The sequence below is a fragment of the Candidatus Contendobacter odensis Run_B_J11 genome (genome assembly GCF_000531125.1).
In the GTDB taxonomy this organism is placed as follows: Bacteria; Pseudomonadota; Gammaproteobacteria; order Competibacterales; family Competibacteraceae; genus Contendibacter; species Contendibacter odensensis.
In genome coordinates this window covers 1-11,077 of sequence record NZ_CBTK010000032.1, presented here as the reverse complement: position 1 = coordinate 11,077, position 11,077 = coordinate 1, and the positions used below count along the sequence as shown (strand labels likewise).

The following is an 11,077-nucleotide window of genomic DNA, read 5'->3' as shown; positions in this document are numbered from 1 at the left end:
GCGAGTCGCCGCCGCGAGTTGTTTTTGATACATGGACCCGGTTGGAGTCCTCGTTCCCAAGGCGGCGGATCGTTTCCCCCACCACCTTTGGACCCCAGCCACCCACCCCGCCTTTGGTCCCCACCACCTCTTAACGTCCTATCGCGAAACGCCGCTCCCCACCCCGACCAGAAGTCCCCTTGTATGGGACAGATTGTGGCCTTAAACCGCTTGCTCAAGCAGCCGCAGCTTGAAGGGTTGATCGCTTCGCTAGCCCGAAGCTTTCGAGCGCTTACCAAGCTTGACGCCAGCCCCGATTGCCGCAAGGCCAAGGCTCAAGAGAAACCCCCAAGTGAACGCAAGCCGCTTGCCCGCTACCCACACTTCCAAGACGGCTAAAGCCAAAGCGGCGCTCGCTCGCCGGGTCAGTTAGCCAATCCAGGGTAAGCCGTCGGGTAATAACCCTCATGGCGCTGAACGCTACCAAGCACCCTGTTTGGGGAAGGTGTCTTGTGGTTCTAGCTTTGCCCTTCTCCTTGAGCTGGACGCGGCCCAACTCCAACCCGTTAGTCTTATCGGGGAGAAAGGAAGCGAATTAGCCTTTGGTCAGCAACGAGCTGAAGCCACAACGCAGTTTCCCCGGTTCCACCAGTCTTTACCACCACGGTTCCGGCTTCCCTTACGACCGTCGCCGCATTCCGCTTGAGTGCCCCCTGTCCCGGTTGCCGTGCTGGACTACGGCACGGATATTGACTCCCCGGAAAGTTCCCGCTTCATTAAGCGGGAAAGCGCCGATGCCAAGGCATCAGCGACAAGCTTCAGGCGGCGAAACAGTACTTTGCTTATTTCTGGGTTCTTTTTGTTGTTGTCGGTATCTCCTTTCAACGGTCAACGCCTAGCGACCTTTCTTCACCGGCTTTTTGGCAGGCATCGGGACTGTCTGCAACGGTGTTGCTTCTCAGTTTTTTCCCCTGTCTAAACACATTCCGCGCGAGCGCTTCGCTCCAAAAAACTGCTTGCAAACCATCCTTCACAAGTTTCGGCCTTTCGGTGCAGAAGTCCCTTTTCCGCCAGCCTTTTTCAAGCCCATGAAAAGGCCGCATGGGGCGGACCGATAATAATAAGAAAGGAGATATTTATGACAACTTACAAATCAAACCAGAATGTTTATCAGCAAATTACCGACCGCGTGATCGCCGCTATTGAAGCCGGCGCTCCCAAATTTGAAATGCCTTGGCACCGTGGCTCTAGTCATTCCCGCCCGGTTAATGTGTTCACGGGAAAGAACTACCGGGGAGTCAATACCGTTGCCCTTTGGGTAGCCCAGATGGAATACGGCTATACCACCGGAACATGGGGCACTTACAAGCAGTGGAAAGAATGCGGCGCGCAAGTGCTAAAGGGTGAACACGCCGCAACCGTGGTGTTTTTCAAGGACGTTGAACGTCCGGTGGAAGATTCCAAGGAAACAAAATCAAAGCGTTCTTTTGTGGCTACCGCGAGTTGGGTTTTTAATTCTGACCAAGTAGAAGGCTATACCGCTTCTCCTGTTTCTCCCCTAGTCGATAAGACTCAAGTGCTAGATCGGGTTGAGGCGTTTATCACCGCGACCGATGCTGACATCATGGAGAAGGGCAATTGTGCCTGCTATCACCCCATTAAAGACACCATCTACATGCCCAAACGGGAACTCTTTACGGGTAGCTCAACCAGCAGCGCCACTGAGAGTTATTATTCCACCCTACTCCACGAGCTTACCCACTGGACCGGCCACCCGACCCGGCTTAAACGCGACCTCAAAAATCGCTTTGGCGACTTTGCCTACTCCATGGAGGAGTTGGTAGCGGAGCTTGGCGCGGCCTTCCTTTGTGCTGACTTGGGAGTTTCCCTTGAGCCCCGGCCCGACCATGCGGCCTACCTTCAGGGCTGGCTTAAAGCCCTGAAACAGGATAAGCGCGCACTCTTTGCCGCCGCTTCCAAGGCGAGCGAAGCCACCGACTATCTTTTCAAGCTACAACCCCAGCCGCTTGAACAAGCGGCTTAAGGCCGCTTCTCCCCTACCAGGGTTCCCCCTGGTAGGGGTTTTATTAGTAGCGTTTCGCTTTCTATGCGGACGCGCGGGCGCGACTCGTTGTTAATACGGGCTTTAAGCGGATTCCCGACTTCGCGGGAGATCCGCAAAGCCCGCCCCCCCCGGTATTCCCCCGCGCTCTCGCGCTTGGGAGATACCGCGCCTCACCCATCCCCCGTGCCCTCAATCTTCACGAACGGGAGGAAGGGCACGGGAAGCTAAGCCGCGCCAAGCGCGGCACGTTCGATTAAAAAGCTCTCTCCCGACCTTGGTTCCCTACCCTAGCCGCAATCGGCGAGCAAGATCAGGTACTTTACATTCGTAAATCTGATAATAAAGCGCTTTATAAAGCATATTCGCTTTATATAAGTACTGCTAATTCTTTGATATTCAGCCTTAATCCTCAAGAGGGGAAAGCCTTCCCCCTGGCCTCAACCGGCAAGCCGTTAATTTGATAAAAATCAAGATGTGCGAGGTTTTTAGCAGAAACCTCGCGAAAGCCAAAGTAAACCTTTATCTAATTATACTGCTGGCCCCTTAAAGCAGGTAGCTGGACTTCCTTTAAGCGGTATTACTTTCCCAAAAATTTGGGTGTAAACCTGCCGAGTATTAGCAAACGCACCGGCAAGAACCACCGGGTCATCCTCCGGTTGATGATCGATAAATTTGCCAAAGACCTGCTCGCAAAATTCACGATAAAGCTGCGTACGCAGAATAAACAAATGCCAAAACTTATCAATCTCTTCATCGGGAGAAAGGCGCAAGCCATCGTTAGAAACCAAGATGCACTTGAAGAATGCTTTGGCTTTACTTTCAACTTGAGCGATCCTTTTCTCACTCCACCCTAGATCCTTAGCTAGGTCTCTCCGAATCGGGGAGTAGTCGAAATTCTCGATGAACTCGACCTTCATCGAATACAAAGCTTGCGCCCCTTGATCGGTCATTGGGGCAAGCAAATGGTTCGCAAAACGTGCTTTACTGGCCATGGACATAACCTCTAGTTAAAAAGGAGATTATTCGATACCACACAAGCGATTCAGAAACAATATATCGCACAAACACTAGGTAAATATTTTAGACATATAAATTTCGTCTTTATAATATCCCGATATATACAAAGATTTTTTTCTCATTCCATCTTCTACATAACCACTTTTCTCGTAGAGAACACGGGCAGGTTGGTTGTCTTGAGCTACTGTAAGTTCCAAGCGAGTTATGTTCGTTTTTTGAGCCCAAACATCTATTGCTTCTAATAACTGCTTTCCTATTCCTCTACCTTGATAATCTTTTCTTATCCCTATTACTAAATATGCACAGTGATGATTCCTGTTATATTCACCACCTTTTGCCAAAACAAATCCCACTAGAAAACCATTCAACTCTGCTACAAGTATTGTCGAATTAGCTTGTTTTAATAGATTGATAACCATTTCCTTTATTTTGGTTTTCCCCTGTTGAACTTCGTTTGGTTCTATAAGCATGTAGTCCGAATCAGAGTATATTGTCGCCATTAGATCAAAGAATAAATCCGCTCTATCTTCCTTTAATCGCTTAATTTTTACTTTCATAGTTAATACCACTTCAGCATTCATTTTATTGAGGGGGAAAGCCTTCCCCCTGACCTCAACCAGCAAGCTGTTTTCGGCACACCCCCTTCTACGGGGACACCCCGTAACGCCCCGGACTAAGGGGCTCCGCCCCTAGCGCACGCAAGGCGCTAACGCGCGAAACGCGCTTGCAAGAGTGTCCCCAACTTTCCGCGCTTCGCTTGTACAAGTTGGGTGATTCCCCTCCCTTGCATACGGCCTATGCGTTTGCCTCCCCGGTCTTCGCCAGACAGGCAGAAGTTAATCGCAATTAACTTCAACGCCAATATAAGAATAAGGAGGCAACATGAAACCATTAATAACAAACGAACAACGAAGCAAGATGATTGAGAACGGAATACAAAGCCAAAATGATTATGGTGATAATCACTGGCCGGTAGTGAAACTGTTTACACCGGATGCCGGTTGTACTTGGTTACTCTCAGAGCTTGACCCCGAAGAGCCCGATATTGCCTTTGGTCTTTGTGACCTTGGCTTAGGCTTTCCAGAACTGGGCTATGTGAGCATTTCGGAGATTGCGAGATTGCGCGGGAATCTTGGGCTACCTGTAGAACGCGACCTTTCTTTCAAGGCAACAAAGAGCCTCTTGGAGTATTCCAAGAACGCTCGCGAAGCTGGCAGAATTGTAGAAAAGAATTAGAGGACCGGACAATGAATAATGAAACACTTGATTATTTCTTGCCGCAGGTTCAAAGCGATATCGGCGATTTAGTTCACTATAGCACTCACCTTGGGCAATTGCTTTGTAAATACGGTTTGCCATTTGAAGGTTTGAGCACAAGAACCCTTGAAGAACAGTCCTCAGAACTTTATACCGAAGCACGAAAATTAGGCGATGACCTACCCTTTTCCACCTTAGCGGTTTATGTCGCAGCCTTTGCCGACATTCTTGAAGAGCGCCTAAAGTAATAATACCACCCAGGGAGAGTTTAACTCTCCCTTTTTCGCCCGCAAAGCGGACACGCCATCCATAGCGCGACTTATGTTGCATTAGGGCTTTAAGCGGATTCCCAACTTCGCGGGAGTTCCGCAAAGCCCCCCGGTATTCCCCCGCGCTCTCGCGCTTGGGAGATACCGGCCACCGCCTTAACCATCCCCCGTGCCCTCAGTCTTAACGAACGGGAGGAAGGGCACGGAAGGCTAAGCCGCGCCAGGCGCGGCACGTTCGAGGAGAAATCCCCTACCCCTATCCAGTAAGCGATATTGCAATCAAAACCAACGGCGAACTTGAGAGCGATATTGACGATAACTCTCACCAAACTTGGCTTCTAGGTAGCGCTCCTCACGAAGGATCACACCGAAATGCAGGACCACTAAGACCGGAACGAGTGCAATAAAGCCCCACAAGGTATTCACCACAAGAGATAAACCAGCAAACAGGATGGTCAGAGAAAGATAGAGAGGATTTCTTGAAAATCTGAATGGTCCCGTTATCACAAGACTGGTAGCAGGTTGTAAAGGATTTACATTTGTGCCCGCTTGCTTCATGGAACGTTTTCCCCAAATGGCAAGTCCCCCACTGAAGATCAGCAACGGAATCCCGCTCCAGATAGCTATTGCGGAACTCGACAAGATGCTGAGGGGCCAAGCCCAGTTCAGAAGCAGTGTCAGAACAAGCGCTACTCCATAGAGTACCGGGGGCAGGATGATGACGCCAGGTTTATCCATATTCATACGCTTTATCTCGCTTTAAAAAGCCAACTCAGGAATCAGGTATTCACCGCATCATTATAAAGACAAATAGAAAGCTACTTATCAAGCACTTATGCTTTACATTAAATTAGATATATTACTGATATTATTAAATAAATATCAAACATCAAGCGCATTTTTTATATCTCTAAGCGTAACCACTAGAGTCATTGGATTAGTTGGAGATTCCATAAATCCACAGCTTTCATAGAATTGCTTAGCGTCTTCAGAGATAGCGTGAACGAGAATTGCCCTGACACCAGCAACTTCAGCCGCATTCAACGTCCTAAGCACCGCATCGCGGATTAAAGCCCTTCCAAGTTTCTGCCCTTGCCAATCCTTATGAATTGCCAAGCGACCAATGACCACCACAGGAATTGGATCTGGCATATTTCGCCTTACCCGCCCCGGTACGTCTAAACAACATACCGAGCCCGCAGCCAAACAGTAATACCCCACAACTTGCTTGCCAGAGCACACGACATAGGTTCGAGAGGCCCCTTCTTGCTCATTGCGCTGAGCACGACGCTTCAGCCATTCATTAAGCGAAGGAACTCCACAGTCAAAATCTTCAAATGCGTGAGTTGGCCCTAGCCTCTCCGGTGGAACGAGCGGCTCCTGATCCACTTGAGTCATTTTTCCCAAGGGGCTTTTGTGGTGAGCAATTGACGGAGTTTAGGCAGATCGCGAGGTGGCGCATCCAACAGGGTATTGAATTTTTCCCAAGCTTCGGCATCCACTGAAAACATACGCCGGTCAAGAAACACCGACTCTGCCTCACGGCAGGCAATCTCCAACATAAAATCTGACCGGTTCTTACCCAGCATGGCCGCCGCCTGGTCAATCAAATCCCTTTGTCGCCGCTGAGCGCGAATGTTGATAGTGACATCCCGCCCTGAAGCGGATTCCTTATTAGATGTTGCTTGGGCCATAGCCTTGACTCCTAATTGTGTATACATTGCGTATACCATATTTGTGTATACAACATCAACACATTTTTAATTTTGATTCTCTCTCCCCTACCCTTTCTGACTACACATGATAAAGACAAATAGAAAGCAAACATGCTTTACTAATATAAAGCATTACTACTTTCTAATATTATGTTTAACTACTTATAATATAAGGTGAAATAGGCGTAGGACCGGAACCTTTTAGCCTCAAGGCTGAAGGGAGCTTCCCTTCAGCCAGAGACTTCATATCACCCCGCGTTCGGCAAGCGAGACGCATTTGCCATCACCGACAACGATATGATCCAGCAGCCGCACCTCCACCAGGGCCAGCGCTTCCTTTAGCCGAAGCGTAATGCTTTCATCCGCTCGACTAGGTTCAGCAACACCCGAAGGATGATTGTGGGCCACAATGACCGCCGCCGCGTTATATTGCAGCGCCTTTTGGGCCACGATTCGCGGGTAAACAGAGGCCGAATCAATCGTACCGTAGAAAAGCTCTTCATAGATAATCACTCGATTCTTATTATCGAGAAACAGAGCAGCGAAAACCTCTTGTTCTCGGAGCACAAGTTTCTGTTGAAATAAATCAATAGACATCAACGGAGCTGTAATACAAACGCCACGCCGGAACCGATGCGAAATGACCTCTTTGGCAGCAGAGAGAATCTCGTCAGAATTCGCAGGCCGATAATCACCCAGCAAGTCTCTAACCGCTAATGCTGTCTTCATCGCTGTTACTCCCAGGCTGGAAACAGCCGAGAAAAGCAAATGCTGCTTTTGCCGAATGTTTCCAGCCTTAAACAGTCAATGAAAAACGCGACATAACCTCTTAATAAAATCCAGTGACCTACACCCTATTTCTTAATCCATATTTTCAAAGAAGACACAGTAAGGTTATGCAAAAAAAAGCGGTATTGTTATTAGCTTCTCAGTGATCAGGCGAGATATTTCACAGAGAGTGGAACGCGACGTTTCGCCCAGAAGCAGATTTATTACCTTTATGCGGTTCCCATCCGCAGGCTATCGCCTCTCAGCGCAAGCAGATAAGCTTTATCAAGGTAAAGCTCGATGAAAGATATTTGTAAAGTAGTTATGCTTTACATTTTATTCGTAATCTTATATATTTAATAGTGTTTTTAATAAGTTAGTAAAACGAGGTGAAGATTATGATTTACGCAGTCCTTAACCAAAAGGGCGGGGTAGGGAAGTCAACCATTGCGGTCAATCTGGCCTACGGCCTAGCGCAAGCCGGCAAGCGCACGTTGCTGATTGACCTTGATCCCCAGGCCCACGCGAGCGTTATCTACTGTCCTGAAATCCCCAAGGAACTCACCACCAAGGAGATCTTTACCGACCGAAGTTTAGACCTTCACCAGCTTATCCGGCCCGCGATAGTGAACGGTGAGCCCTCACCAGGCTTGTTCATCATTCCATCCAATATCCGCTTAGCGATCACCGCCGAGCAAATCACGGTGAGAACCCACCGCGAAAAGCTGCTCTATAACCACATCAAGAAGATTGCTTCCGAGTTTGACATCATCCTGATTGATTGCCCACCAAACCTTGGCGTTTTGACTATTAACGCCATCTACACGGCAGACCAGATCATCATTCCGACTATCTACGGGAAGTATTCTCTGGACGGTATCGCAGACCTCTTTTCTTCGATTGCCGAAGTCAAAGAGAGCGAGAATTTCAAATACCTGATTCTGCGAAATGCTTATGACGGGAGAAATAAGCAAACAAACCAATTCATCGAAACCCAACTTGAGCCTTTCTCGGATAAATTGCTTAAAACCGTTATTCGAAAAACAGAAGCCCTTAACCAGGCCCAGATTAACAACGAGCCAGTCTTTACCTTTGACCCGAAAGGGAACGGAACCCAAGACTTCTTGGCTTTAACTCAGGAGGTTTTGACTCATGGCTAAAAAGCCCCTTACTGGCAAATCTAAGCTTTCTGAAGCGGTACAGCGAAAGCCTACCGAGGAGAGCGAATCGCTTCCCCTGGTGAACCAGCGACAACAGCCGAGGCTAAAGAACTTTCGCCTCACGCCCACAGACATCATGCGCTTGCAGAAAATAACTACTGCCATCAACGGGGAGAGCGAGAGGCCAATCAGCGAAACAGCCGTCATCAAGGGCTTGATCGCCTTAGGAGAGAAGACCACGCCGGAAAAGCTGCTCAAGCTGATTCGGGAGGTTTGGTAGGGGAGGGGAGTGCTTTATGTTTGTAAAGCACTTATGATTTACGTGTTGGCCGTAGATATCATCCGACCTTGCGAAGTTTCGCTCCAAGGGCAGGAGCAAGCAGCATAAAGAGCAAGCCCAGCCCCATCAGGCCACCTTGGGCTAGATTGTAATCTGACAGGATTCGCTCGCGTGTATATCCAAGGGCAGTACCCAAGCTGACTTCAAAAACTACGATGAGCACAACCCAAAGCGCACCGACTTGGAGTTGATTTTTCAGAGTCTTGGCACCCAGCCAGCGGGCGGATAGCCAAGAGATGAGAAGAATGATCGCCGAACCAACAAACACACCAACTTGACGCGATAGCATATCTCCAATCATTGGGGCGATGAAAAGCTGGCGAATAGTTCCATGGATGGATTCAGCAATAACAATAAGTATCCATACTGCTATCGCTTTGCTCAAATTCATGAATAGTTCTCTATTGCGCCATTAGAAAGTAGGCAGTATGCTTTATAAAAATAAAGCATAATATAAATCGTTATGTAAATCCATTTAGCTTTACATAGTTAAAAAATAATAAACAATTACAGAAGCTTACGGTCTACCTTTCTTTTGAAATCTCTGCTTGCAGAAACCAATGAATGCAGCATCAGGATCTTTTGGTTTTTCCTTATCTGCAACCCATTCGCGCCACTCTTGTTCCAGGAAGTACACATCCCAGCCCGGAGCAACCTTCTTGGCTTTCTCGTAGGTTTCCGTTGAAAGCCGGATAACCGAACTTTCAGCTATCTTGGGAGGGGTTACAGCAGGTGTTGGCAGGCTTACCAGAACAGGAGGAGGGAGAGCTTGCGATTCAATAACCCGGCCCTCATCGAAAGGGGATGGAGGTGATTTATGGCCTACCCCCACGTTTCCCCAAGACTTAGAGGCTTGAGCGATATGAGGCTTACTCGGTTTAAGCAAGAGGCCATGATTCCCTTCTTCAACTTTTGCTTCAGGATAAACGACAAGAACAGCTTGTAGTTGCTTGAGAAAATTGACCTTGAAGTCAATGGTTCGCCCATAGTCCGCGCCAAATTGCATTTCTAAAGCAGGCCAAGGAATTTCAGCGGGCTTGCGCAAATAGGACATGCGGTAAGTCAACCAGCAGTAAATATCCAAAGCCATTGGCGACCGCCTCAGGGCCTTGAGTGCCCGCATATCTATTGGAATTGGATTATTGATAATTTCTTTATAAAAATCCGCTCCTAACTTGAGTGTAGACTTCCAAAGCGGTATCTGGTCAGGCGATTTTGGGTCCCACCAAAGATTAGCTTCACTGACAATTTTGACCCCGTAGATACCCGTTTTGTGTTTATCTTCGTAAATGCAAGTAACTGAAGAAGCAAAAAGCCGCACCATTTGCTCACGGAGTCTGGTAATGCCTCCCCATCTTCCACCACTTGGAATAAGCCCCAACTCTCGCATGAAGTGTGATAGAGACGGCCCGAGTTCTAGCTCAGGCGACCGCGTGCGCACTGCTTCAGAAGTCACCCAAGAGACGAGCAAGCGAGGGATGATGCCGTAGGGCAATCCGATAACGCTAGGCGACATGATCGAAAGCGTAAGGTTTCCGTTACATCTGGTAAACTCGTTTCCTGCTATCGGCCTATGCGGCAGCGTAGCTTGGGTAAGCGCTCTCGAAATGAACCCGATAGTGCCAGCATCTTTGGCGTCTTCGGCCTCAATCGCTAGGGACTCAGTAATTAGCTTATCTAAGTGATTATCTTTCATGATATTTCATGAACACTTACCCATCAGGTTGTCAACATCAAGAATAGCTCAACCCCCAACAGAAACCAGGCAGAGTTATCCACAGGCAAGGGATCATCCCTACGAATAAGAACTCACAGTTTACGAATAAGAACTCACAAAATCACGAATAAGAACTCACAGTTTACGAATAAGAACTCACAGTTTACGAATAAGAACTCACAAAGTTACGAATATATACTCACACAAAACCATCATAACTTATTGAAATTAAAAGCGAATTCGCGCCCCCTATATTACCCTATATGTACCTATAAACACCTGTAGGGCCAAACCAGCCTGTGGATAACTCCCAACGGAGGTGGCCCTCGAAGCATCGCAAGGTGTTTTTTAAAAAATTAGGGGTAAAAAAAGGTGGGGATTCCGGTAGGACAGTGGCAACCGATACCTCACCAAAAGCAACTCGCTCACCAAGTTACGCATAAGAACTCACAAAGAAATGAATTAACTATTTGAAATTATTAGTAATAGTAGAAATTTGATGGTCAGGTAATCCGAACCGTTAGCAGAAACCTGTAAACGCGGCACCCAAGGAACTAACAGGAACCGTCGCCAGAAGCCCCTATACGGGCATCCTAGGCCAACAAAGCCCACGGAATACCCTTTCTAGCCCCCAATAGGCGAAACCCAGCCAGAGGGCTTTCTAGGCCGCTTAACGGGCTCCTACTTTCAGCGATGCAGTTCAGTAAGGAAAGACAAGTGCTAAAGAAACCAGCAGTTCCCGGTCTCTTGAAAAGCTCAATTTAATCAATGTATTATAGAAGGTGTTTGT

The 11,077-nt window shown here is 48.0% G+C and carries 14 protein-coding genes; 5 read left to right on the top strand and 9 right to left on the bottom strand.

The window, feature by feature from the left end; all coding sequences use genetic code 11:
• Window positions 1-714: 714 nt before the first annotated feature.
• Window positions 715-864, bottom strand: coding sequence for a hypothetical protein (locus BN874_RS24950; RefSeq protein ID WP_195912086.1), 150 nt, complete (start codon window positions 862-864; stop codon window positions 715-717).
• Between the two features lie 253 nt (window positions 865-1,117).
• On the opposite strand from BN874_RS24950, the gene BN874_RS02885 reads away from it, so the two are divergent.
• Entirely contained in the window at window positions 1,118-2,023 is a 906-nt protein-coding gene (locus BN874_RS02885) for an ArdC family protein (protein ID WP_034430727.1), read from the top strand.
• A 548-nt stretch (window positions 2,024-2,571) separates the two neighbouring features.
• Here the strand turns inward: BN874_RS02885 and BN874_RS22070 are convergent.
• Window positions 2,572-3,036, bottom strand: a complete 465-nt coding sequence (locus BN874_RS22070; protein WP_051497343.1) for a glycine-rich domain-containing protein — start codon at window positions 3,034-3,036, stop codon at window positions 2,572-2,574.
• Window positions 3,037-3,111: 75 nt separating this feature from the next.
• On the bottom strand, window positions 3,112-3,684 hold the full coding sequence (locus BN874_RS02875; RefSeq protein ID WP_051497342.1) for a GNAT family N-acetyltransferase: 573 nt from the start codon (window positions 3,682-3,684) through the stop codon (window positions 3,112-3,114).
• A 259-nt stretch (window positions 3,685-3,943) separates the two neighbouring features.
• Between BN874_RS02875 and BN874_RS02870 the strand changes: the two genes are divergently transcribed.
• Window positions 3,944-4,297, top strand: a complete 354-nt coding sequence (locus BN874_RS02870) for a DUF2958 domain-containing protein (protein WP_034430726.1) — start codon at window positions 3,944-3,946, stop codon at window positions 4,295-4,297.
• A gap of 11 nt (window positions 4,298-4,308) precedes the next feature.
• Entirely contained in the window at window positions 4,309-4,566 is a 258-nt protein-coding gene (locus tag BN874_RS02865; RefSeq protein WP_034430725.1) for a hypothetical protein, read from the top strand.
• 300 nt (window positions 4,567-4,866) lie between these two features.
• Here the strand turns inward: BN874_RS02865 and BN874_RS02860 are convergent, their stop codons facing one another.
• From BN874_RS02860 to radC, 4 genes are all read right to left on the bottom strand, one after another.
• Window positions 4,867-5,331 carry a methyltransferase family protein gene (locus BN874_RS02860; RefSeq protein WP_034430724.1) on the bottom strand — a complete coding sequence of 155 codons (465 nt, stop codon included), beginning with the start codon at window positions 5,329-5,331 and terminating at the stop codon, window positions 4,867-4,869.
• Between the two features lie 138 nt (window positions 5,332-5,469).
• The gene (locus tag BN874_RS02855) at window positions 5,470-5,985 is read right to left on the bottom strand and encodes a GNAT family N-acetyltransferase (RefSeq protein ID WP_154724716.1); all 516 of its coding nucleotides are present in this window, start codon (window positions 5,983-5,985) and stop codon (window positions 5,470-5,472) included.
• On the bottom strand, window positions 5,982-6,281 hold the full coding sequence (locus BN874_RS02850; RefSeq protein ID WP_034430722.1) for a type II toxin-antitoxin system TacA family antitoxin: 300 nt from the start codon (window positions 6,279-6,281) through the stop codon (window positions 5,982-5,984). Before BN874_RS02850 ends, BN874_RS02855 begins: the two co-directional genes overlap by 4 nt.
• A 264-nt stretch (window positions 6,282-6,545) precedes the next feature.
• Entirely contained in the window at window positions 6,546-7,031 is a 486-nt protein-coding gene (gene radC, locus BN874_RS02845) for a RadC family protein (protein ID WP_034430721.1), read from the bottom strand.
• 437 nt (window positions 7,032-7,468) lie between these two features.
• On the opposite strand from radC, the gene BN874_RS02840 reads away from it, so the two are divergent.
• Both BN874_RS02840 and BN874_RS02835 read left to right on the top strand, forming a co-directional pair.
• Window positions 7,469-8,230, top strand: coding sequence for a ParA family protein (locus BN874_RS02840; protein ID WP_051497341.1), 762 nt, complete (start codon window positions 7,469-7,471; stop codon window positions 8,228-8,230).
• Window positions 8,223-8,510 carry a hypothetical protein gene (locus tag BN874_RS02835; RefSeq protein ID WP_034430720.1) on the top strand — a complete coding sequence of 96 codons (288 nt, stop codon included), beginning with the start codon at window positions 8,223-8,225 and terminating at the stop codon, window positions 8,508-8,510. Before BN874_RS02840 ends, BN874_RS02835 begins: the two co-directional genes overlap by 8 nt.
• A gap of 58 nt (window positions 8,511-8,568) precedes the next feature.
• On the opposite strand, the gene BN874_RS02830 is transcribed toward BN874_RS02835, so the two are convergent.
• Window positions 8,569-8,961 carry a hypothetical protein gene (locus BN874_RS02830; RefSeq protein ID WP_034430719.1) on the bottom strand — a complete coding sequence of 131 codons (393 nt, stop codon included), beginning with the start codon at window positions 8,959-8,961 and terminating at the stop codon, window positions 8,569-8,571.
• Between the two features lie 126 nt (window positions 8,962-9,087).
• Entirely contained in the window at window positions 9,088-10,266 is a 1,179-nt protein-coding gene (locus BN874_RS02825) for a replication protein RepA (RefSeq protein WP_081756100.1), read from the bottom strand.
• Window positions 10,267-11,077: the final 811 nt, after the last annotated feature.

Coding starts and splice junctions, on each gene's coding strand:
- BN874_RS02885 (WP_034430727.1), top strand. CDS start 1,118: ATGACAACTTACAAATCAAACCAGAATGTTTATCAGCAAATTACCGAC.
- radC (WP_034430721.1), bottom strand. CDS start 7,031: ATGAAGACAGCATTAGCGGTTAGAGACTTGCTGGGTGATTATCGGCCT.
- BN874_RS02870 (WP_034430726.1), top strand. CDS start 3,944: ATGAAACCATTAATAACAAACGAACAACGAAGCAAGATGATTGAGAAC.
- BN874_RS02825 (WP_081756100.1), bottom strand. CDS start 10,266: ATGAAAGATAATCACTTAGATAAGCTAATTACTGAGTCCCTAGCGATT.
- BN874_RS02840 (WP_051497341.1), top strand. CDS start 7,469: ATGATTTACGCAGTCCTTAACCAAAAGGGCGGGGTAGGGAAGTCAACC.
- BN874_RS02855 (WP_154724716.1), bottom strand. CDS start 5,985: ATGACTCAAGTGGATCAGGAGCCGCTCGTTCCACCGGAGAGGCTAGGG.
- BN874_RS02830 (WP_034430719.1), bottom strand. CDS start 8,961: ATGAATTTGAGCAAAGCGATAGCAGTATGGATACTTATTGTTATTGCT.
- BN874_RS02835 (WP_034430720.1), top strand. CDS start 8,223: ATGGCTAAAAAGCCCCTTACTGGCAAATCTAAGCTTTCTGAAGCGGTA.
- BN874_RS02850 (WP_034430722.1), bottom strand. CDS start 6,281: ATGGCCCAAGCAACATCTAATAAGGAATCCGCTTCAGGGCGGGATGTC.
- BN874_RS22070 (WP_051497343.1), bottom strand. CDS start 3,036: ATGGCCAGTAAAGCACGTTTTGCGAACCATTTGCTTGCCCCAATGACC.
- BN874_RS02860 (WP_034430724.1), bottom strand. CDS start 5,331: ATGAATATGGATAAACCTGGCGTCATCATCCTGCCCCCGGTACTCTAT.
- BN874_RS02865 (WP_034430725.1), top strand. CDS start 4,309: ATGAATAATGAAACACTTGATTATTTCTTGCCGCAGGTTCAAAGCGAT.